We start from the raw sequence: 23,140 nt of genomic DNA, 5'->3' as shown, positions 1-23,140 counted from the left end.
AGCCCTTGTACTCAGCCCATATTTCGTCCACTATATTTGCTGAGATATTTACCCTCTAATACTGATCAACAAGTACTGATAACCAACTAAGGAATAAAATAATGAGTCAAGACAACCAAACCAAATACGACGATAACAATATTTTTGCCAAAATGCTTAACGGTGATATTCCTTATCATAAGGTTTTCGAGGACGATAAAACCCTCGCCTTTATGGATATCATGCCGCAAGCAAAAGGTCATGTATTGGTGATTCCTAAGCAAAAAGCTGTTGATTTAGTCGACCTGGAGCCAGAATATGCCGCAGCCGTGCTCATGACGTCCAAAAAGGTAATGCAAGCACAGCGTCAAGTATTCGAGCGTGAAGGTATTATTCAAATGCAGCTCAATGGCGCACAAGCAGGGCAAACTGTTTTTCATTATCACGTGCACCTGATTCCATCGAGCATTCATGAACTAGGTCGCCATGCTGTAACGCAAGCAGATCATGGCGAACTTGCTGAAATGGCAAAACAATTAGCAGAGGTTATTAATGCTTAAGCTGTAGAGCTGAGATTTATTGCTTAGACATTGCGTTAGAAAAAAACAATTTTTATAAGTGTGAATAGAAAAGTATGGATAAAAAGGCAGCTAACAAGTTGCCTTTTTTATTTTTAGGTAATAGTGGTGTAACAAATGTTAAATTGATGTTACATATTTGGCATGGTTCTGGGGTTTGGGCGTTCAATGTGGTAAAAATTGGTGCATATTTTACGTAGGTATTTTTACATTTTTATATTTTGAATGCTTTGAAAACTTTTTGATATTTTTCTCACCGTTACGAGACTCCCTTTATGAAGCCTAAATCATCCAGTTCCACCATTTTGCTGCCGGTATTTGTGCCAGCGGCCGTCATTATGTTGCTGTTAGTTATAGGCACATCCCTTAATCCTGAAGCCGCTGGCGAGTTGTTTGGTACAGTATTAAATTATATTACCGAAACCTTTGGCTGGTTTTATATGCTGGCGGTGGCGATTTTTTTGATGTTTATCATCGTATTGGCATTTTCGCCTTACGGTAGTATCAAGCTAGGCCCTGATCATGCCGAGGCTGAGTATGGCTTTCTTGAGTGGTTCGCCATGCTATTTTCGGCGGGTTACGGTATTGCCTTACTCTTCTTTGGCGTGGCAGAGCCGGTATTGCATTTTGCCAGTCCACCATTATCAGAACCGCAGACCATTGCCGCCGCAAAGGAAGCCATGCAGATTGCCTACTTTCACTGGGGCTTTCATATTTGGTCTATTTATGGGGTCGTTGGTTTGTCGCTCGCATACTTCTCCTTTCGGCATGGCTTACCCTTATCGATGCGCTCAACCTTATATCCATTAATCGGTGACAAGATTTATGGTCCTATCGGGCATACGGTTGATGTGTTTGCCATTTTGGGTACGATGTTTGGTATTGCCACCAGTTTGGGTCTGTCGGTCTCGCAGATTAATGCCGGTTTAAATTATTTATTGCCGGATTTGATTCCTGTTAATATTACCGTCCAAGTGATTACGATTGCAATGGTTACTGCAGCGGCATTGGTTTCGGTGCTGGCGGGTATGGATAAAGGGGTTAAACGCTTATCTATCTTAAATATGGTATTGGCAACGGCGTTGATGCTGTTTGTCTTTGTCGTTGGTCCGACTGTCTTTATTCTCAATGCCTTTATGGAAAATACCGGTAGCTATTTGGGCAATATCGTTGAGCGCACCTTTAGTTTACAAGCGTATCAGCTGAGTGATTGGATTAGTAACTGGACATTGTTTATCTTTGCATGGACGATTGCATGGGCACCCTTTGTAGGCTTATTTATTGCCAAGATTAGCCGTGGTCGTACCATTCGTGAGTTTGTCTTTGGCGTGATGTTAGTACCAACATTCTTCACTTTCTTTTGGTTTGCGGTGTTCGGTGACACGGCGCTACATATGATTATGTTCGATGGTTATACCTCATTAATCAGCGAAGTACAAAACGACCAAGCTATTGCCTTGTTTAAATTATTAGAGAATCTACCTTTTACTGAATTTGTCTCTTCATTGACCGTTTTATTGATTATTACCTTTTTTGTGACTTCATCGGATTCTGGGTCGTTGGTGATTGATTCGCTCGCAGCGGGTGGCCGTAGCGATACGCCATGGTGGCAGCGTTCATTTTGGGTGGTCACTGAGGGCGCGGTCGCTGCAGTACTGCTGATTGCAGGGGGCTTAACGGCCTTACAAACCGCCGCCATCGTCAGTGCATTGCCTTTTGCGGTGATTATCTTGATTGCCATATTTGGCATGTGGCGCGCGCTACGTATCGAAGGTCATCGCAATCAAAGCTTGGCCAATGACAATCATTTGCCGCCGCACCTACTCAAACTAGACGCATGGCACGACCGTATTGATTATATGACGCAGCAGCCAACGCGTGAAAAAGTACTGAATTATATTAAAGGTACAGTTGTCTCGTCGATGAATGAAGTCTCAGAAAAATTTGCTGAAACAGGCTGGTTGCCTGATGTGAACTATGATGAGGTCAATGATCGTGTGGTGCTTGAGTTACGAGGCGGCGATAACGTTGAATTTTGGTACGAAGTGCGTTTATCGGAGCATGAAGCGCCTGACTATTATACGGAAGCGATGGCGAATAAATTACCGCAAGAGCATCATTATCGTGCGGAGGTTTACTTGCGCCGTGGTGGTCAAACCTACGATTTGTATGGCTATCAACCAGAGTCAGTGATTAACGACATTATTGATCAGTTCGAGAAATACTTGCACTTTATCAATGAATCGCCAGATATTTTACCGTGGCGTATGCAAGAGCACGATGATGATATTACCTTAGAGCAGGGCAGTGTCTTTGATAAATAGGCACTTTGTCCCTTGACGTGCGCTGAGCAAATGATTGTCTGAATGACTTGCAATATGCGTACGAACCCTTAGAATAACGGCTTGTTTTCACCATGAATCAAGCCGTTTTTTATGCCTATAAATAATCCAGTGTCTAGTCACTCATCAGCACAAACTGCTAATGATCATCCTTTATTGCAGCCATTGGTCATTGGCGGCTTGACGATTGAAAATCGCCTGATGGTCGCACCGATGGCTGGCGTGACCGACAATCCCTTCCGACGCTTGTGTAAATCCTTTGGGGCAGGGCATGCGGTCAGTGAGATGATTATCGCTGATACCGCTCTTTATGCACGCAAAAAATCGCTCTATCGTGCCAATTTTGATAACGAAATAGCGCCTATTTCTGCCCAAATAGCAGGCGCAGAACCTGATAAATTGGCAGAAGCCGCACGTTATCAGATAGATAATGGCGCACAGATTATTGATATTAATATGGGCTGTCCTGCCAAAAAAGTGTGCCGTAGGTTGGCGGGTTCTGCACTTTTGCAAGATGAAGATTTGGTCGCGCGCTTGCTAGATGCTGCTGTAAATAGCGTCAATGCGCCCGTCACGTTAAAGACGCGCTTGGGCTATGAGAATGGACGTGAGAATATTTTACGCGTGGCGAAGCGCGCTGAGCAAGCAGGTATTGCGGCGATTGCCATTCACGGGCGTACGCGTGAGGACATGTACACTGGCGAGGCGCGTTATGAGCTGATCCGTGAGGTCAAAGAAAGCATCAGTATTCCAGTGATTGCCAATGGTGATATCGATAGCGCGCAAAAAGCGCAGCGTGTCTATGAGCTGACCGGTTGTGATGCGGTGATGATAGGGCGTGCCGCGCAAGGGCAGCCTTGGATATTTCGTGATATCGAGCATTTTTTGCGCTCAGGAGAGGTGCTTGCGGCACCTAGTGTGAGCAAGATAAAGGAGATTGTCCTAGCGCATTTGCAAGAACTATATGAGTTTTATGGCGAATATTCAGGTTGCCGTATTGCCCGCAAGCACATCGCTTGGTATACCACCGGCATTCCCAATTCCAATGCTTTTCGCCAAGCGATGTATGGCGAGGAGAGTACCGCTGGGCAGTTTCGCGTGGTCGAAGCCTTTTTGCACGCGCACGAATAGCAAGAAAAAACGGTCAGTTTAAGCATTCCACTTGATAATAAATACCCAGCTGCTAATATTCATGATATTAAATGCATTTTACGGCTTCTTTATTAACTTTAATCCAATTATATTTGTTATGCTTTAGGCGAACATTAACGGAAGTATCATTTACGAAAAGGATCTTTTATGGCCAATCCCTCAAAAAAAGCAATCAGCAAAGCAGTCAAAGATAAGCATATTATTATCACAGGAGCATCAAGTGGTATTGGTGAGCGTACAGCCTATCTGCTCAGTGAATGCGGTGCTCATGTTATTTTATTGGCACGTACTGAAGACAAACTGAAAGCCGTTAAAGAGAGTATCGAGGAGCTTGGTGGCAAGGCCAGTTATTACCCTTGTGATTTGACCAATATGGATGATATCGAAAAAGTCAGCACGCAAATTTTGGCAGATTTCGGCCATGTTGATGTCTTGGTCAATAACGCTGGACGCTCTATTCGCCGCTCGGTTCACGAGTCTATAGATCGTTTCCATGATTTTGAGCGTACCATGGATATCAATTACTTTGGCGCCGTTAAAATAGTTCTTGGGTTTTTGCCGACGATGATTGAGCGCCAGACTGGTCAAATTGTTAATATCTCATCGATTGGTGTGCTGGCGAATAGCCCGCGTTTTGCTGCTTATGTTGCCTCAAAATCGGCATTGGATGCCTTTAGCCGCTGCTTGGCTGCTGAAGTGAAGGGCGATAATGTTACGATTACCAATATCTTTATGCCGTTGGTACGTACGCCGATGATTGAGCCTACTAAGTTATACCGCTACATGCCTGCGCTTATGCCGGATGAGGCGGCGATGATGGTTGCCAAAGCGATTGTCCATAAACCAAACAGTATTGCCAGTAACATGGGCAAATTTGCCTCGGCGACTTATTCATTAGCACCAGCGATCAACGTTGGTATTCAATCGATGGGTTACCGTATTTTTCCAAGTACCCGCGCTGGATTGACGACTGATAAAAAACCAAACCTTGCTCAGCGTGCCTTTGCTAGAATTCTACCGGGTGAGCATCACTAAGATAATATGTCTGATGAATTTAAAAAAAGAGATGCCACGGTATCTCTTTTTTAATGTCTTGAAGTTATTCGTAATTATATAAATGGGTAGGTAGTGGATTTCTATTTAACATAATCACCGTTATGGGAATAAGCATGGTTCCCTAGTGAGGACTTGAACCTTCAGCTGTGGGCTAATGGTATCAACAGCTTTACTCACGGGAACAGTTTCAGGGTACTTCATGGTGTACAAAACATTAAACTATTAGGGTGAGCTATCGCCAATAATCCTGCTCGGCTTTAGTCAGCCAGTCATCAAAGTCTTCACATATCATATGAAATGGCAAATCACCCAAATCTACTATCACAACTCTTGGATTGCCTGAAATATCATCACCGTCAAAATATGCCATCCAATCTCCATTTTGAGCAAATGGCACTAAATTAAGTCCTTCTATTTTATCATTTCTAAGCCTATAAGCTAATTTACTTCCTTCGTTATCAGCGTCCTCAAACCACCAACGGAAGTGATAGTCTTTATTATGATTAACGAGTTTTGGATTCTCACTAATTTTTGAATATTTAACTGGATAGATGAATTGAGTAGGCAATAAAATTTTTGGATAAGGATTAAACTTGCCTTGAACTATCATTTTGTTACCTTTGGATCATAAATACTGCCATTAGAGAATTCCATTGACTATACCCTAAGGGAACCAGCTATTTCACTCTTCAAACCTATTAACAGACCATTTAAAACAGACTGCTATAATGGAACCACTTATAACAGACTAGCCAAACACACGCCACATTATCCAAAATAACCCTGCCATCACCGCAGCAATAATCAATAACCGCTTTGCCCAATAAGGAATAAGCGGTTTTTTATAGCCTAAGTCATTGAGCTGGCTGTCAACGCCCTCTTGTAGACTTTGGAATCCTTGCTCTGTGGGCGTGGTTTTAACGCGAGTCTTCGTCAAGCGCTCCGACTCTTCTTGCACTTGTTCTCTATCAAAGCTAAAGGCTTGGCTTGGGATACCTTGTTTGTTGGCGATAGTCGTGAGGGTTTGCTGCTGCTTGTTCTTTAGCGCAAGCTCATAAGCATCTATCCGAGATTTGGCGGCATCCATACTGATATTTTCATCAGCGGCCAATGTTTTAATTGCCTGCACCAAATTGCCTTTTTCGACCATCATCATAACGGCTTTTGGCAGTTTTTTATTGGCGGGTGTTGAGCCTGAATCAGAGTCAAACATGACAGTCCTTATTTGGATGTGATAATAGGTAAGTGAGGGTATTATAACCATTTTATCGGCGCAAAATTCAAGCAAAAAAATACCGCAACCATTATCATGTCTGCGGTATTTTTTATGGCGCTTATCGTATTTCAATAAAAAATGGCAATAAACACTTCTTATAAATTATCTAGGATAATTTATAAGTCTTTCCAGCGTTGGATAGACTCTTTGATGACTTCTTTAGCTTCTGCGACGTCACCCCAAGATTCGACCACCGTTGTACCGGCTTTTTTAAGGTCTTTATAGTGGCTAAAATGGAACTGTAATTGATTGATAAGCTGCTTTGGTAAGTCTTCTAGGCTGTTGTAAGCATTGCCTGTATCACGGTCGTCAGCAGGTACGACGACGATTTTGTCATCAACTTCGCCATCATCAACGAATTTCATCACGCCGATTACTTTCGCTTTTAAGAAAATACCAGTAGGCAAAGGCTGTTCTGTGATGATAAGCGCATCTAACTCGTCGCCATCTTCATCAAGGGTTTGCGGAATAAAACCGTAGTTACAAGGTTTAGCAAAAATCTGTGGGTCAACACGGTCAAGCTCAAAAACTGCCAATTCGCGATTCCACTCAATTTTATGGCTGCTACCAGTTGGGATTTCTACGACCACATTAATGATGCCGCCATCGACGTCGCCTGCGTCCAAAATTTTATTAAAATCTGCCATAAATTGCTCCAAGGTGCTTTTGTTATGAATGCTTCAATGATAAAGGGTTAGATGTTGGCGCGCTAAGGTTATTGCTGCGCCCAATTTGTGCGCCTGCGATTATAACAAGTTTGACTCAAATTTTCTCACAATGCTTAAGTCTAAGCGTGCACGATATTATGCAAAAAAGGATTATGCAAAGAACAGTATTTAATTTAAAAAAAACTGTGTAAGCAAGACTGTATAAAAAGCACTATAAAAAATTTTTGGAAAATTACTTTGGGGCGAGGGCACGTAATTGGATATGTCCCGCATGACGTTTGGCAATATTATCGATAAGCTTTTGGGTCACTTGCTCATAGCTTAAACAGTTGGCAATTGCTTGCATAGATTGTTCCGCTGACTGCACTGCCATTTGTTCATCCTGCGTTTGCTCATCCATCGCAACGAAGTCAGCCAGTCGTAACATTTGCATGCCCGCATAGCCGCACGGATTAATTGCATTAAAGGCCGATAAATCACAATCTAAATTAATCGCGACCCCATGATAACTAAAACCATGCTTGATTTTAAAGCCAAGTGAGGCAATTTTACCGAGCATAATGGCGTCATCAGCGGGTGCGTTAGACAGAGATTGAGCGTTCTCGTTGCTGGCAGTATTTAGATGGCTATATAAATAAACACCGGGCGCATCACGGCGGGCATGGGCGCTGATATCGGCACTGGTATTGACACTATTAGACGCGTGGCTTTTTAGGCAGTCATTGACCACATCTTCAATCGCTTGCTCGGCGTGCGATACCATGTTGCGCACACTCCAACCTAAACTTTCCAAATCAAACAACCAATAGATAACCAGCTGCCCATGCCCGTGCCATGTCACCTGACCACCGCGGTCGGTCTTGATAATAGGGGTATTGGTACGTTGCAGGATATGCTCTTCTTTACCGGCTTGTCCAAGCGTATAGACATCATTGTGATCGACAATCCATAGTTCGTCAGGGGTGCGTAGACCTTGCTCTTTTTTGAGCGCGATACGCGCCAACGTACGCGATAGCATGGCATCAAGGGTAGGGACATAATCAGCAGCTGAGAGCGACTTGCTGACTAGCATTTCATTGAGGGGTTGCGCGGTATTTTGCATAAGAATGACTGTCTTATATTTTGATGTTTTAGAAGGATGCTTTTAGAGTCTAGTTGCCTAGAGTGATAGTCAAGACTAAATATAAGCAATAGATTTATACACAGATGCTGCTCGGATTAATCTTCCTTGTTGTGCCGATGCAGACAGAGGCTGCGAAAAATTAATCCCAACAGCATGATCGCATTTGTAGATTGGATAAATCCTATTACTGCGATTCAGTGTAGCAGTTTTAGCAATTGTGCCCAACTCTATATTTGCGTCAGCTGCGCTATTCGCTTACTCCATTTAGCGGCAGTAAAAATACTGATAAATAGCAGCAATATAGGCCTTAAATGACACGTATTTCATACAGACCCACTAGTCAATCAAAGGTGCTGTTCATTCACTGGTCGATGCGCTACATTAAACGGCGTTGACTAAAATAGTGTCGAATAGCATTGAAAGGAATCTCATCTGCCTTCATTATTGAAAACGGTTCATCAACAGCCATCAGTTGAAGGTGAATATATAAGTGCCATATAGGATATAGACGGCGTATATTGCGCCTGATCATGTATTCAGAGTCTTAAAATATATTATAGCGTGCCGACTCTAACGCCTATGACAAGGAAGATAAATGACCGATAATAATCAGAACACGCTTTTCCAAAGCGAGCCGACGCCAACCAACCAAGCTTCAAACCATGCCAATGATGCAAACGAATCCCTTAGCATCATTAAGACCGTCGCTGATATGCAGGCGCAATTTTTACGCCTACAAAGTTTGAGCCGCACACAGCCCATCAATGATTGGGCCACGCGTGAAAATCAACTCGACAATCTAGAGGTGATGCTAAGCGACAATCAAGAGCTACTTGCCAAAGCGATTAGCGCCGATTTTGGCTATCGCAGTGAGTCAGAGACCCAGTTCGCTGAGCTGTTTCCGAGTTTTACCGGTATCAGCCATGCCAGAAAACATGGTAAAAAATGGATGAAACCGCAGCGTGTATCGATTTCAGCGCTTTATATGCCGGCTCATAATGAGATTCAGCCGCAGCCGCTTGGCGTGGTCGGTATTATGGTGCCTTGGAATTACCCGCTGTTTTTGGCAGTCGGACCGATGATTGATGCACTGGCGGCGGGTAATCGCATTATGATTAAAATGAGCGAGGCCGCACCGCAATTTGCCCAAACGTTCGCTGAAACTATTTCACGTTATTTTTCACCGGATATGGTTTCTGTGGTCATCGGCGAAGTTGAGATTGCTCAAGCCTTTAGCCAATTACCCTTTGATCATTTATTATATACCGGCTCAACTGCGGTCGGCAAAAAGGTCATGGCTGCTGCTGCACCAAATTTAACGCCGGTCACCCTTGAGCTTGGTGGTAAGTCGCCTGTCGTCATTTTGGAAGGTGCCAACTTAGAAAACGCCGTCAATCGCGTGATGATGGGCAAAACGCTTAATGCCGGTCAGACCTGTATTGCGCCTGATTATGTGCTCATTCCGCGTCGATATCATGAAGAGTTTATCCGTCTGGCAAAAGAGTGGATGGAAAAACATTATCCCAATATTGCAGACAATCCTGACTATTCGCACATCATTAATGGTGCGCAGTTTAAACGTGTACAAGGCTATCTAGATGGCTTGGCAGGCGATGAGGTTCATCCGCTGACTGATACGGATGCTAATATTGACAGCCGCCTAATGCCGCCCGTGATTGTCAGTGAGCCTGCGCCTGATAGCGATGTCATGCAAAACGAGATTTTTGCACCGATTTTACCCTTGATGCACTATGACAGCCTTGATGATGCCATTCGTTTTATCAATGAGCGTCCACGCCCGTTGGCGCTATACGTCTTTGGTGATAACAATAGCGAGATAGATCAGGTGCGTAATAATACGGTATCGGGTGGCCTGTGTATTAATGAAGTCATTATGCATGTGGCGCAACATGATTTGCCGTTTGGCGGTGTTGGACACTCAGGTACGGGCGCTTATCACGGTAAAGCTGGCTTTGAGCGTCTTAGTCATATGAAGCCTGTGTTTGTACAATCGAAGTTGAATGGTCTTAATGTTTTACTACCGCCATACGGTGGCTTGTTTAAAAAAGCCATGGCGCTGTTTTTGAAATAGCCAATAATAAAATAGCCAATGATAAAACAGTTTTTGGTTAAGCAAGCAACACGATAAAAAATAGCATCTATTCAGGTAGGTGCTATTTTTTTGCCTAAAATTTAGTCATTAATAACCAATAGTTAAAAACCAACAATTAAAATTAATGAGCATTTGTCATCCTATCTATAAATCGCTACACTTTGTAGTAAGCCTAAACGATTATAGTGTCAATTTTAGATTAATCAGCAATAGCTAATTTAGGCATTAATCACCAAACTAGTCAAAGGCAACATACTCTTGGTTCAAGATGTCAGTACTACTAACTTTAGCGTTAATACTAATATTAATACTGATAATAAAAATCATAAATAGGATATCCCATGCGCCAATGGATTGCGTTAAGTTTACTGTGTATGAGTGCCTTGTTGCTGCCGGTATCGGCGTCAGCAGCTTGTGATGCACCCATCAAATTTGGCGCACTGACATGGGAGAGCGGTCAGTTTATCTCTGGGGTGCTTAAGTACATCGCTGAAGATGGCTACGATTGTACAATTGAAGAAGTGCCGGGCGCCGGTCCTGCGCTTGAAACCGCATTATCACAAGACGACATTCAAGTGATTGGGGAGCAGTGGGTTGGGCGCTCGCCAATCATGGAGCAAGCCATCGCCCAAAATAAAGTCGCGGTCATTGGCGATACGCTGAAAGGCGGTGCTACTCAAGGTTGGTATGTACCCAAATATGTCCTAGACGAAAACCCAGGTCTACGCAGCTACCAAGATTTGCCGAAGTACGCTGAGCTGTTTAAAGACCCTGAAGACCCAAGAAAATCACGTTTTATGAACTGTCCGTCTGGTTGGACGTGTGAGATATTTAATAGCCGTTTGCTTAAAAATACCGGTTTAGATAGTATTTTTAACAATGCCCATCCAGGAACGGGTGCTGCGCTTGATGCCGAGATTGCCTCTGCTTTTGAACAGCATAAACCACTATTATTCTACTACTGGCAGCCTACTGGCTTGATGGCAAAGTATGACTTTGCGCCATTAGCATTTCCCGCCCATGACGACGCTTGCTGGCAAGACTTGCTACTTGCTGATGGCACAGCGGACTGTGTTTCTGGATTTCCAGTATCACCTTTAGGTATCGCGGTATCGACACCGTTTATTGAATCTAATCCTGAGCTGGCTGCTGTCTTCAAAAAGGTTCAGTTTAGCTCCGATGAGCTGAATGGGGCTATCTTAGAGATGAGTGAAAGTAAACGGAGCGGCGATGAGCAAGCCTTAACGTTTTTGCGTGAGAATCCAAACGTTTGGCAAGGGTGGTTATCTGAGGAAGCGGCCACAAGACTTGCTGCTAAGTTAGGTATTAGCCTAACAGGCGCGGCTGTTGCGAATACTGGTGATAGTAATAACGGGGCATCCAGTGCTAACAAATTTGGCTTATCATCAAGCTTTCCTTCGTGGTCACTTGAGACCCCGCTTAATAATATATTAGCAAACGTTGTCCAAAACTACGGTGACGTCTTTCGTACTATCAGTACGGTGGCGTTAACCTATCTCTTGCTACCCATTGAGCGGCTATTAACGGTTATTCCGCCTTGGCTAATTATCGCACTTGTGACGGTATTGGCGTGGTTTGGCGTGCGTAAAATTTGGTTTGCGCTGGCGTGCGGGGCAGGATTGTTTCTTATCGGCGCCTTTGGACTATGGGGCGCCTTGATTGATACCTTTGCGCTGCTTATCGTATCGGTGTTGGTCACGGTGGTGATTGGTATTCCTATTGGCATTGCCATGTCAGGCAGTAAAATCCTGCGTAAGATTGTGACCCCGATACTAGATGTCATGCAGACCATGCCAAGCTTTGTTTATCTTATTCCAGTGCTCATGCTGTTTGGTATTGGTAAAGTACCAGCGCTATTTGCCACCATTATTTATGCCTTGCCGCCACTGATTCGTTTGACGACTTTGGGTATTACCCAAGTCAATCATGAGATGGTCGAAGCAGGGCGCTCGTTCGGTAGTACGCATCTGCAGCTACTTATTTGGATTAAATTACCCCAAGCGCTCCCCAGTATCATGGCGGGTATTAATCAGGCGGTAATGATGTCACTTTCTATGGTGGTATTGGCTTCTATGATTGGTGCCCCCGGTCTTGGCGAAGATGTCTTGCAATCTATCCAAACGCTCAATATCGGTCAGGGCTTGCAAGCTGGTACAGCGATTGTCATCGTTGCGATTATCATTGACCGTATTACGCAAGCATTCGGTCAAGGTAGGCGCGCACGGCAAAAAACCATCGACGCTGGCAGACGTCCGATTGGTTAGCACTGTGCTCCATATTAGAAGTGAATATCACAAGCAGTAAAAGTGACCATCACGAAACAATGCAAATAAAAAATACAAATAGTGAGAGCAACGATGAACCATATCCAGCTAGAGAACATCAGTAAGATTTATAATGCCAATAGCTCGCAAGCACAGTATGCATTGGCATTATTGGCTGAAGGTATGGATAGCATTGCGGTCAAGGAGCAAACGGGCTACTCGGTCGGGCTATATGATATCAATTTGAACATTAAGGCGGGCGAGCTGCATTGTATTATGGGGCTATCAGGCTCAGGAAAATCAACACTGATACGCCATATCAATCGCTTGATTGACCCAACCAGTGGCAAAATTTGGGTTGATACCAGCATTAATGCAAAAAATAAGGGCAACGCGCAAAGCCCGATAGCAGAGGAAGGTTCGTCCCAAACCGCTGCCAATACCAACTCGGCTATTAATATTTTAGAGCTTAATGATAAGGAGCTACAACATTATCGGCAGCAAACGGTCAGCATGGTATTTCAGCACTTTGGCTTAGTGCCACATATGACGGTGATGCAAAACGTCGCTTACGGTCTGCGTGTACGTAAAATGAGTGTAAGCGAGCGTCATGAAGTTGCTCGGCATTGGCTTAATGAAGTCGGGCTGCCAAACTTGGAGCACAGCTATCCTGATGAGCTTTCGGGTGGTATGCAGCAGCGTGTCGGGCTGGCTCGCGCTTTGGCGACGGATAATCCAATTTTGCTGATGGACGAAGCATTTTCGGCGCTTGACCCACTCATTCGTGCGCAATTGCAAGACCAATTACTTGAGCTACAAGCACGGCTCAATAAGACCATTGTCTTCATCACCCATGATATCGATGAAGCTGTCAAAGTCGGTCAGCGTATTAGTATTTTAAATGGTGGGCGCTTAGTGCAAACCGGTACGCCAAATGAATTACGCCAGAATCCAGCCGATGATTATATTGCACAGTTTATGAGGGCTAAAAATTAATTCAGTCAAGCGCTATATTTGTTTAATAATTAATTTTTTAAATTAACTGCTGCAAAAAGATGACTTTAATAGCAGGTTTTTAAGTGTTGAATAATCAGATAAGAGATTGATTTATTTGTAGATATTGATTTTCCTCTCATTTAGCCTCATATAAAAGTCACTAAGCAAAAAGTCACTAGGCCTCATTATTGCTGCTACTACGCCCATATCTCTAATTTCTATATCAACAACCTTACTGCGTTGTTAAAAAAGTGTAGTAAGCTGTCATTAACTCTTAAATTAAACTCTATTGTGGGGTTATACTATTAAGATAATCTAATGTAGATAAGTTTTTTATGCTTATCTTAAATTTTAGCTATCCTTAATTAACCTAACCGCTTTTATCTCATTACCTTTATATTTATTCTGTCTTGCTTTTATAACGCTATTAACGCATTTAGTCTAAGCATATTTACCTCAATAGACAGCATAACAAGCCTATAAAAAACCATAAAAGACCATTCAAACTAAGTATTTGCTCGCAAGACTTTGTAAAAAGGATCCACCATGCTACCTGATAAACAAGATAATAAGTCGCAGAAAAAAAACCGTTATCATGAGCGCAGCAATGCTAGTGATTTAGCGACATCTTCAACGCGTGCAGCAGCGCGTTGGCTAAAAAATATCAGCGCTTTTGGGGTGACGACCGTATTAAGTGCAGGGATATTGGTTGCTTGTGGGCAAATGAGTAGCGCAGAAAAAAATGCTAAGAGCAATGCCAGTAGTAGCGCCAATACAGGTAGCCAAAACAGTGGCGTGAAAAGCTCACGTGATATGTTACCGTCTGACATGCTTGGGCAAATGCAGGCGTTGCCGCAATTAACAAAGGGCTTGGGCAAAACAGGTGCTGCGGTCATTGACCCTAATAAACCAACTTTGATTAAATTCTGGGCAAGCTGGTGCCCGTTATGCCTAGGGACGCTTGCAGAAACCGAGGAATGGCGTACCGATCCTAAATTTGCTGATTTAAATGTCGTCACCGTTGCCAGTCCTGGTCATCTCAATGAAAAAGCCGATGGCGAGTTTAGTACTTGGTATGCGGGCGTGCAAGCCGACTATCCGAAGCTGCCAGTATTGTCTGACGCTTCAGGCGAGCTGATTAATAAGCTTGGCGTACAAGTGTATCCTAGCTGGGCGATACTCGATAAAAGCGGCAATTTGGTGCACTTGGTAAAAGGTAATATATCAGCAGAGCAAGCCTATGCCCTCGCTGAAAACGCTGATAATGATTTTGCCGGACTAAAAGCCGGTAATGCCAAACCGGCAAACGCCCAAGCATTAGATAACAACAGTAAGATTGAAACCATTAAGCAAAAAGATGGCGTTTATTATAATGACAAAGGTAAAGCGATTAATACGCGCTCAATCTATCTGGCAGGTGGCTGTTTCTGGGGCGTGGAAGCTTATATGGAACGCGTCGAAGGTGTCGTCGATGCGGTATCAGGCTACGCCAATGGCGAGACGGCTAATCCAAGCTATGAGCAAGTGATTCGTGGCTCAGGTCATGCCGAAGCTGTAAAAGTAACCTATGATGCCGATAAAACCGATCTCGATACTATTTTAAAATACTATTTGCGCGTGATAGATCCAACCAGTCTTAATAAGCAAGGTAATGATCGCGGCGTTCAGTACCGTTCTGGCGTTTATTACACCGATAAAGCAGATAAAGCGGTGATTGATGCTGCTCTCAAACGTGTGCAAAGCCAGTATAAACAAAAAGTTGTGGTAGAAAACGCACCGCTGGATAATTTTTACTTGGCTGAGATGTATCATCAAGATTATTTGGCAAAAAATCCAAATGGCTATTGTCATGTCGATTTAAGCCTCGCCGATGATAAGCCGGAAGGCACTGCGCGTACCAAGCTTGCGCCTGTAAGCACAGTTGCTGAAACCTTAGACCCTAAACGCTATGCGGGCTTTGATAAAGGCGCGCTGAAGAATACTTTGACCAAAGCACAATACAATATCACGCAAGATGCGGGTACCGAGCGCGCCTTTAGTCATGAATACGATAATTTATTTGCGCCGGGTATTTATGTCGATGTCGTAAGCGGTGAGCCATTATTTTTATCAACCGATAAATACCAATCTGGCTGCGGTTGGCCAAGCTTTACCAAACCAATTGATAAGCAGGTCATTACTCAACACGATGATACCGCCTTTAACATGGTGCGTACCGAGATTCGCTCACGAGTAGCAGACTCGCATTTGGGTCATGTATTCCCTGATGGACCAAAAGACCGTGGCGGGCTGCGTTACTGTATCAACGGCGGGGCGCTACAGTTTATTCCAGTCGATGTGATGCCGCAGTCAGGCTATGCGCCCTTGGTAAAATTGGTAAAGCCTGCAAAACCTTAATGATTAACCTTGATAATTAAACTCATGAAGAGACGTTAAGTATAGGCTTAACGTCTTTTTTATGGCTGATGTTTCAAATTTATAGGCTATAGCTACATGATGAATACGTTTATTATCGTTGTATTTTTGCTGTTATAACCGTTGAATTATGAAAAATGAGACAAACTTCGTTATACTCAAAATCTTAACGTTTTCTATTATTAGCATCTTGATAATTATTGATACCTATTTCGTCGCTCGCTTTGTTTGGCGGCTTTTCATTTTTGTATTTAAGGCTGTAACATGACCGTTACTCATACTTCTAAAACTTTTGAACCCATTATTACTTCTTTACTCGATAACGACTTATATAAATTTACCATGCTGCAAGCCATGCTGCATCAGTTTCCGCAGACCCATGGTGTTTATCGTTTCCGCTGCCGCAATAATCAAGACACGGTTTATCCTTTAGCTGACATCAAAGAAGATTTAGAGCAACAGCTAGACAGCTTATGTGAGTTGCGATTTTTAGAAGATGAGCTGGAATATTTACGTAAGTTGCGCTTTATGCGCTCAGACTTCGTGGATTATTTGGAATTATTTAAGCTAAAACGGCGTTTTATCACAGTCAGTATCGATGATAAAGGTCGCCTATGTATCGATATTGAAGGGCCGATGATTCAGGCGATGTTCTTTGAGGTGTTTGTATTAGCGATAGTCAATGAGCTGTATTTTAGGGCGTTATCAAATGCCAGCGTCATTGAAGAAGGGCAGCGTCGGCTTGATGAAAAAGTGGCTTTGTTGCATCGCTATGCAGAAGAACAAGCAAATTACAGCCGTGATAGACCGACACCACCGTTTATCGTCGCTGATTTTGGGACTCGTAGACGTTTTAGTAAAGTATGGCAAGCTCATGTGGTTGACACTTTACATAAAGCAGAGCCAAAAATCGTCAGCGGAACTTCCAACGTTTATTTAGCAAAAAAACTTGGAATGACGCCGATAGGAACGATGGCACATGAGTTTATGCAGGCATTTCAGGCATTGGATGTGCGTTTGCGTGATTCACAAAAAGCCGCGCTTGAAGCGTGGGTGCATGAATATCGTGGTGATTTGGGTATTGCGCTGACCGATGTCGTTGGTATGGATGCGTTTTTACGCGACTTTGATTTGTATTTTGCCAAGCTTTTCGATGGTTTGCGTCATGATAGCGGCGACCCGTATATCTGGGGTGACAAGGCGATTGCGCATTATAAGAAATTAAAGATAGATCCAAGAACCAAGATTTTAACCTTTAGTGATGGCTTGGATTTAAATAAAGCTTGGGATTTACATCAGTACTTTAAAGGTCAAATAAGAACCAGCTTTGGCATTGGCACCAATTTGACCAATGATATGGGCATCACCCCGATAAACATCGTCCTGAAATTGGTTGAATGCAATGGACAGCCAGTTGCTAAGCTGTCAGACAGCCCCGGCAAGACCATGATCAATAACGATACCTATCTTGCCTATTTGCGCCAAGTATTTGAAGTCGATGAGCCAGAGTAGAATTGGCTTAACTTAAATGTCGCTATTCTCTGTGGTATCTTCTTCAGCGAAGGCGGCATCTAATGCTTGCTGTACCGCATTGATACGGGTTTCGCAAACGCGATAAGCGGCAATCGATTCTTCCACTGTCGTCATAAGATTATCGATATCTGGCTCGTCTTGTTGCTGTAGTTCAGCGGCATTGGTTTTTAGAATATCGTAAGCTGCCTTAAAAGTTTTTGGGGCGGCTTTTTTGCGTTTGCGAGTAGGGGTTGTCATAATGTTTCCTAATTTTGAAATAAAAATTCAGTAGATGAGTAATTGTTAAATATTTTAGTTTCAGGAGTCTGCTGCTGGTATAAATTTTCCTTGCTTGCTGTGTGACTTCGTCACTGTTCGAGGCTACGCAAAATTTATCCCAGCAGCTCTGTATTTTTATGGCAAATAGACTATAACTAATTGGTCTCTACATCAATAATTTGTGCTTTTGCCTTACCATCTTTTAAGACGATATGTACCGTTTGCTCAGCATAAAGCTGCGTACTGCTGGTTAGTATTTTTTTATCTTTTGCATCAGTCAGCATAGTATAACCTTGCTTAAGCACGCGAGAAGGACGATGCAAGAGTACAATATCACGCAGATGCTCGCTATTACGTCGTGCTTGTAGCAACTGCTGCTGCGCACTGTGCATAATCGTCTTTTGGTTGTTTTGACTGTGTGTAGCGGCGCTTGCTAACTGCTGATAAGCAGAGACTTGAGTTTGCGTGCGCAAATCGCTGGTTAGTCTAGCAGCTTGCTTCACCTGCCGCTGAGCGCTTTGCTGAATACTACGCCAAGCATAATCACTGTCTTTTTGCAGGGCGGTCAATTGACCAATCGTTTGCGATTGTATTTGGCTTAACTGGCGTGTCGTCTGTTGCTCAGCGCTATTTAATTGCTGCTTGGCAGCTTGTTTTATTTGCGCTTGGTATTGCAGTGTTTGAGTGACGAGCTGTGCTAAATGCGTCATGATAGCGGCAATGACTTTTGATGGCGTATCGAAGCTGGTATGCGCCACTTCATCCAAGATAACTTTGTCACGCTCGTGACCGATACCGACCCAGACAGGGATAGGCTGCTCGGCAACGAGCGCGGCCAGCTCATAATCGTTGAGATAGGCTAAATCACCAACGGCACCGCCACCACGGATAATGACTAACAAATCGGGTAGGCGCTGATAAGTATCATAAAATTGCTGCTGGGCGCTGACGATAGCTTGACGGATTTCGCCTGGCGCATGATTGCCCTGAAAGGTAGCGTGATGATAATGGAAATGACAGGCACCTGTGCGAGCTAAGCGGTCAGCATCGGCTTGAAAGTCGCCCAATCCGGCGGCTTTTTCAGGGGCAATGACCAGCACATGCTCAATATCAAATGGAATAGATAATTGCTGATTGAGGTTTAATAAGCCTTCGCCAGTCAAGCGGTCGACCATCTCCGCATATTGCCGTGCCAAGTCGCCTAAAGTATAGCTTGGGTCGATATCTTCAATGGTGAGTGAAAAGCCATATTGTGCATGGAAGCCTGCCGATACTTTGAGTAATACGGTCAAATCACGGTCAAGCGGCATGCCTGTTGCGCGCTCAAACTTTGCTAAGACGCGTGCGGCTTTAAAGCGCCAAAGGTTACCGCGGCAGCTGGCAATGACTTTGCCGTCGTCATCTTTTTCTGCCAGCTCAAAGTAATAATGCCCACCTTTACTTGATAAGTTACGAATTTCAGCTTTGACCCATACGCGGTGATTAAAGGTTTGTTTGATGACCATATCGACCGCCGATAGATAGTCGCTCAGCCGTAAGACCGTATCTTCTAAACTGACTTCGAGACTGTTTTCTTGCTCAGCCAGTTCGGCCTCCAAGGTCGCTAAATCTTTGGCAGGCGCTAAAACCTTAGCTTGTTTCGTATGTGACAGGTTGGGTTTGCGCATAATAATAGACCAAAGGTAAGAAGGTTTAAAAACGGGCGGCTTATATAGTAGAGTCTCTTTAAAATCAATATAGGCGACTGGGATGAATTTTTCGCAGCCTCTGTGATAGCAGTAAGCAAGGAAAATTTATACCAGGCGCAAGTAGCCACTAGTTATAGACTGATTTGAATGTATGGGACATTAGTTAGGGTAGTTTACCCCAAAAGTGCCGCTACAAAAAGTAAAGCCAATAAGCCGCGATGAATATACTATCTATCTCGCAAACTTATTGGCTAAAAGCTAATAGCTTTGTTAAATAATAACTGTCTTATTGGCAACGGAAATTAATCATATACTCATAATCATCTTTACGTGATAAGTCTGGTGAACCCGTACCAAATATCGAACCAATGACCGCACCCGCTTGCCCAATCATACGGCCAGTTTGCTCATTTAAAATACCATTATATTTTACTTTGTCATCAACGATAATAACCTGCTTGTTCCGGCAGGTTTTTTGCGCGCTGTCTATCGCATTTTGCTGGGCTTTTACTTTGGTATCGGCAATGCCAGTGGTTTCATAAATAGAATTGGCGCGTTGGATAACCGGCGAAGAAGGCGTGCTTTGGCAAGCGCTTAACGCTAATGCCGCTGCTAATGTTGCCGTTAAAGTCAAGGTTTTATTAAAAGTATTCATAACTGTTTCCTAAAAGGCTGTTAGTTAAACATAAAAAATAAACAGTATGAATCTAACCTATCGTACTCTTGAGTGTCTAGGCTGTTATTGTGTTTGATATTGCAGGTATATGTCATATTGGCAATGAAGCAGTAGAGATTTTTCTGAAATCAGCAGTTATTTAAGGTGATTGCTCCTTACCGTCACTCCAAAATGAGACAAACAGCACCAGTACACAGCAAATCACTTGAAATATAAACCATATCTAGGATAATTGGACTATTCATTCTTAATTAGTAAGTAATTCTATGCAACTGATTCCTGCTCCTGCTGGCGTGCTCGAAGTTGATGCACTCTGGCAACAAGACAATCCTAACGATCCCAACACTGATACGGTGGCGCTGCTTTGCCATCCTAATCCGTTATTCGATGGTACGATGAATAATAAGGTAGTCACGACCATGTATCGGTTTGCTCGTGATAACGGCATGCATGTGGTACGTTTTAACTTTCGCGGTGTCGGGCAGTCAACTGGCGAGCACGATTATGCGGAAGGGGAAGTAGTAGACGCAATGACCGTGCTACAATGGATTGCAGAGCAAACCAACGCACGTAAATTGTGGTTGGGTGGTTTTTCCTTTGGCGGTTACGTGACGGCACGTGTTGCTGAGCAAGTCATGGTGTCGCCGCATATCTGGGGGCTGAGTGATTTTGAGATAGAAAAAGTTGCCCTTATCGCGCCATCCGTTGAAAAAAATGACAACAGTGACATTACCTTACCCGTTGATAAAACTTTTGAGATATACGGGAATGAAGATAATGTTATTGCGCCGGCTAGCATGCAGGAATTTGCTGAACGCTTAGGGCTAGCGGTTAGTGTCATTGATGGCGCTGGGCACTTTTTCCACGGGCGTTTATCTGAGCTTAAAGGCTTGTTAGAAGAACATAGCTTTGGTAATAAATAGCTGATTGTCTAGATATTACCATCCGATGTTGTGTAGCCAAGTAGCGATAGAATTTCCGCTTTAAGATGGTTAAGTAAATAACATCCACCATTTTTATATTTATTTTGTCTAATGATGAGTCGTATTATGAGTTTATCTCCCTTGCAACGTTATGAGCAGGCCATTAGCACTGATGAGTTTACTCGAGATGAGCAGCAATATCAGGCAATGAGCTATCTAGATGAGTTGTATCATCAGCTCAATAGTAGCGTCGAACAAAAAAAAGGCTTTTTTAGCTTTTTAAAAGCAAAGCCCGTCGCGCCCAAAGGTTTGTATATGTGGGGCGGGGTAGGACGTGGTAAAACATGGATGATGGATATGTTTTACGACTCTTTAACCATTGAGCGTAAGATGCGCCAGCATTTTCATCACTTTATGCAGCGCGTCCATCAAGAGTTAAATAAGCTGCAAGGTCAGAGCGATCCATTGGAAAAAGTCGCGGATATTATCTATGCAGAAGCAGTGATTATCTGCTTTGATGAGTTTTTTGTCTCTAACGTCTCCGACGCCATGATTTTGGGTGATTTATTTACCATGCTATTTAATCGTGGCGTAACTTTGGTGGCGACGTCAAACATTGAGCCGTCTGGTCTCTATAAAGATGGTCTGCACCGTGACCGCTTTATGCCGGCTATCGCCGAAGTTGAGCGCCATACGACGGTAATGAATATTGACTCTGGTATTGATTATCGCCTGCGTGTCTTGCAGCAGGCGGAGCTATATGAGTCGCCTTTGACTAAGGCCAATCACCATTGGCTTGCTAACCGTTTCGCCAGCTTATCTAATAATCAAAAAATCAGCAATGAGCCTATTACTATCAATGGTCGTGAAATTAGAATTAATGCGCGTACCGAAGATATTTTATTCTGTGACTTCCGTCATTTATGTATGGAGCCACGTTCAGCGTCTGATTTTATTGAAATTGCCAAAGAGTTTAGCACCGTCTTAATCAATGCCGTGCCCGCTTTAGATGATAATTTGCGTGATCCGACCCGCCGTTTTATTTATCTGGTTGATGAATTTTATGATCGCCGCGTCAAACTATTGGTACGAGCAGAGCAGTCTATTCTTGAGCTGTATCAAGGAGAGAAGTTAGCGTTTGAGATTGAGCGTACACGTTCACGCCTGCTTGAGATGCAGTCAGAAGATTACTTAAGAATGGAGCATCGAGTCGAAGATACGGATGCAGCATAATAAAAAATAAGGATACATTATGAGTAATTCAGCAGACAGCTTAGAAGAGAATAACGATAGTAGCGCTAAGCAATCAAGTAAAAGCGCGCCGCAAAATAATACCGAAAGCCCCATAGTGACAAATGCGCAAGTGACCGATGAGCAGCTGATTAATTGGATTAAGTCGAGACGCAGCATCGGCAACCTGAGTATTCCGGCACCGACAGAAAGTCAGATTAAAGCGGCTATCGATTGTGCGGTTACCGCGCCTGATCACAAAAAACTGCAACCATGGCGCTTTATTGTTACCCAAGGCAATGCCCGTCATGACTTGGGTCGTGCCTTTTTAGCAGCCGCTGAAGCACAAGCGGCACAAGAGGGTGAGGCGCTGTCTGAGAAATCTCGCCAAAAAACCTACAATATGCCGCTACGTGCGCCGGTGATTATTACGGTCGTCACCCAGATGCAAGTGCATAAAAAAGTACCACCTTTTGAGCAAATGCTAAGCACTGGCGCCGCAGTGCAAAATCTTATTTTGGCGCTAAAAGCCCAAGGGTTTAGTACGGTTTGGCGCACAGGCTTGCTATGCAATGAGCCTGCCGTTAAAGAATATTTTGGCGTTGGCGCAGATGATTATGTCACGGCTTTTGTTTATACTGGCAGCAGTCCTTGTGATATGCCCACGCGCAAGCCCATTGATATTGAGCCCTTGCTACGCTTTGAGTCATAAAGGCAATAGCGTAGTAGGGTTACAGAGATATCTTGGCAGGGCAGATGCGGCGCTAAAGTCACTCATTAAAGAAAATAATGAGTAAATTAATCAGGTTGTTCGATTAAAATAGCGATTTTATATCAATAATTGTTGAA

Annotated in this window: 19 protein-coding genes; 12 read left to right on the top strand and 7 right to left on the bottom strand. The window is 43.5% G+C overall.

Going from position 1 to position 23,140, the window contains the following annotated elements; all coding sequences use genetic code 11:
* Nucleotides 1-101 precede the first annotated feature (101 nt).
* The 4 genes from B3Q63_RS00675 (at nucleotide 102) to B3Q63_RS00660 (ending at nucleotide 5,086) form a co-directional block, all read left to right on the top strand.
* A complete protein-coding gene (locus B3Q63_RS00675) occupies nucleotides 102-539 on the top strand; it encodes an HIT family protein (RefSeq protein ID WP_296172587.1) in 438 nt (145 codons plus the stop codon).
* Between the two features lie 293 nt (nucleotides 540-832).
* A complete protein-coding gene (locus B3Q63_RS00670) occupies nucleotides 833-2,881 on the top strand; it encodes a BCCT family transporter (protein ID WP_296172584.1) in 2,049 nt (682 codons plus the stop codon).
* Nucleotides 2,882-2,992: 111 nt separating this feature from the next.
* Nucleotides 2,993-4,030: a tRNA dihydrouridine synthase DusB gene (gene dusB / locus B3Q63_RS00665; RefSeq protein WP_296172580.1), complete on the top strand. Its 1,038-nt coding sequence runs from the start codon at nucleotides 2,993-2,995 to the stop codon at nucleotides 4,028-4,030.
* Nucleotides 4,031-4,198: 168 nt separating this feature from the next.
* On the top strand, nucleotides 4,199-5,086 hold the full coding sequence (locus B3Q63_RS00660) for an SDR family NAD(P)-dependent oxidoreductase (protein ID WP_296172578.1): 888 nt from the start codon (nucleotides 4,199-4,201) through the stop codon (nucleotides 5,084-5,086).
* Between the two features lie 253 nt (nucleotides 5,087-5,339).
* Here B3Q63_RS00660 and B3Q63_RS00655 read toward each other — a convergent pair whose 3' ends face one another.
* The 4 genes from B3Q63_RS00655 to lipB form a co-directional block, all read right to left on the bottom strand.
* Nucleotides 5,340-5,717 (bottom strand): hypothetical protein, encoded by a 378-nt coding sequence (locus B3Q63_RS00655; protein WP_296172575.1) that lies wholly within the window; start codon nucleotides 5,715-5,717, stop codon nucleotides 5,340-5,342.
* Nucleotides 5,718-5,855: 138 nt separating this feature from the next.
* Nucleotides 5,856-6,320: a hypothetical protein gene (locus B3Q63_RS00650; RefSeq protein WP_296172572.1), complete on the bottom strand. Its 465-nt coding sequence runs from the start codon at nucleotides 6,318-6,320 to the stop codon at nucleotides 5,856-5,858.
* A gap of 179 nt (nucleotides 6,321-6,499) precedes the next feature.
* Nucleotides 6,500-7,030: an inorganic diphosphatase gene (locus tag B3Q63_RS00645; protein WP_025651820.1), complete on the bottom strand. Its 531-nt coding sequence runs from the start codon at nucleotides 7,028-7,030 to the stop codon at nucleotides 6,500-6,502.
* A 253-nt stretch (nucleotides 7,031-7,283) separates the two neighbouring features.
* Nucleotides 7,284-8,153, bottom strand: a complete 870-nt coding sequence (gene lipB, locus B3Q63_RS00640; protein WP_296172562.1) for a lipoyl(octanoyl) transferase LipB — start codon at nucleotides 8,151-8,153, stop codon at nucleotides 7,284-7,286.
* A gap of 616 nt (nucleotides 8,154-8,769) precedes the next feature.
* Between lipB and B3Q63_RS00635 the strand changes: the two genes are divergently transcribed.
* The 5 genes from B3Q63_RS00635 to pncB all read left to right on the top strand — a co-directional run bounded on the left by B3Q63_RS00635 (nucleotide 8,770) and on the right by pncB (nucleotide 17,495).
* A complete protein-coding gene (locus B3Q63_RS00635) occupies nucleotides 8,770-10,266 on the top strand; it encodes a coniferyl aldehyde dehydrogenase (protein WP_414706286.1) in 1,497 nt (498 codons plus the stop codon).
* A 362-nt stretch (nucleotides 10,267-10,628) separates the two neighbouring features.
* The gene (locus B3Q63_RS00630) at nucleotides 10,629-12,572 is read left to right on the top strand and encodes a glycine betaine ABC transporter substrate-binding protein (protein ID WP_296172560.1); all 1,944 of its coding nucleotides are present in this window, start codon (nucleotides 10,629-10,631) and stop codon (nucleotides 12,570-12,572) included.
* Between the two features lie 93 nt (nucleotides 12,573-12,665).
* Nucleotides 12,666-13,568, top strand: coding sequence for an ATP-binding cassette domain-containing protein (locus B3Q63_RS00625; protein ID WP_296172557.1), 903 nt, complete (start codon nucleotides 12,666-12,668; stop codon nucleotides 13,566-13,568).
* 546 nt (nucleotides 13,569-14,114) lie between these two features.
* On the top strand, nucleotides 14,115-15,965 hold the full coding sequence (msrAB, locus tag B3Q63_RS00620) for a bifunctional peptide-methionine (S)-S-oxide reductase MsrA/peptide-methionine (R)-S-oxide reductase MsrB (protein WP_296172555.1): 1,851 nt from the start codon (nucleotides 14,115-14,117) through the stop codon (nucleotides 15,963-15,965).
* A gap of 282 nt (nucleotides 15,966-16,247) precedes the next feature.
* Nucleotides 16,248-17,495 (top strand): nicotinate phosphoribosyltransferase, encoded by a 1,248-nt coding sequence (pncB, locus tag B3Q63_RS00615; RefSeq protein ID WP_296172553.1) that lies wholly within the window; start codon nucleotides 16,248-16,250, stop codon nucleotides 17,493-17,495.
* Between the two features lie 12 nt (nucleotides 17,496-17,507).
* Here the strand turns inward: pncB and xseB are convergent, their stop codons facing one another.
* The 3 genes from xseB to B3Q63_RS00600 all read right to left on the bottom strand — a co-directional run bounded on the left by xseB (nucleotide 17,508) and on the right by B3Q63_RS00600 (nucleotide 20,117).
* Complete coding sequence (xseB, locus tag B3Q63_RS00610; RefSeq protein ID WP_183617778.1) at nucleotides 17,508-17,753, bottom strand: exodeoxyribonuclease VII small subunit; 246 nt, start codon at nucleotides 17,751-17,753, stop codon at nucleotides 17,508-17,510.
* A 176-nt stretch (nucleotides 17,754-17,929) separates the two neighbouring features.
* Nucleotides 17,930-19,441: an exodeoxyribonuclease VII large subunit gene (xseA, locus tag B3Q63_RS00605; RefSeq protein ID WP_296172549.1), complete on the bottom strand. Its 1,512-nt coding sequence runs from the start codon at nucleotides 19,439-19,441 to the stop codon at nucleotides 17,930-17,932.
* Nucleotides 19,442-19,748: 307 nt separating this feature from the next.
* Nucleotides 19,749-20,117, bottom strand: a complete 369-nt coding sequence (locus tag B3Q63_RS00600; RefSeq protein ID WP_201565367.1) for a hypothetical protein — start codon at nucleotides 20,115-20,117, stop codon at nucleotides 19,749-19,751.
* 287 nt (nucleotides 20,118-20,404) lie between these two features.
* On the opposite strand from B3Q63_RS00600, the gene B3Q63_RS00595 reads away from it, so the two are divergent.
* The 3 genes from B3Q63_RS00595 (at nucleotide 20,405) to B3Q63_RS00585 (ending at nucleotide 23,003) form a co-directional block, all read left to right on the top strand.
* On the top strand, nucleotides 20,405-21,061 hold the full coding sequence (locus tag B3Q63_RS00595) for an alpha/beta hydrolase (protein ID WP_296172545.1): 657 nt from the start codon (nucleotides 20,405-20,407) through the stop codon (nucleotides 21,059-21,061).
* A gap of 126 nt (nucleotides 21,062-21,187) precedes the next feature.
* Nucleotides 21,188-22,294 carry a cell division protein ZapE gene (zapE, locus tag B3Q63_RS00590; protein WP_296172542.1) on the top strand — a complete coding sequence of 369 codons (1,107 nt, stop codon included), beginning with the start codon at nucleotides 21,188-21,190 and terminating at the stop codon, nucleotides 22,292-22,294.
* A 19-nt stretch (nucleotides 22,295-22,313) separates the two neighbouring features.
* Entirely contained in the window at nucleotides 22,314-23,003 is a 690-nt protein-coding gene (locus B3Q63_RS00585; RefSeq protein ID WP_296172538.1) for a nitroreductase family protein, read from the top strand.
* The last annotated feature ends 137 nt before the right edge of the window (nucleotides 23,004-23,140 follow it).

It is taken from the genome of Psychrobacter sp. UBA2769 (assembly GCF_002352555.1).
In the GTDB taxonomy this organism is placed as follows: domain Bacteria; phylum Pseudomonadota; class Gammaproteobacteria; order Pseudomonadales; family Moraxellaceae; genus Psychrobacter; species Psychrobacter maritimus.
Note: the sequence above shows the minus strand (reverse complement) of the source record. Positions and strands in the feature narration are given on the sequence as shown.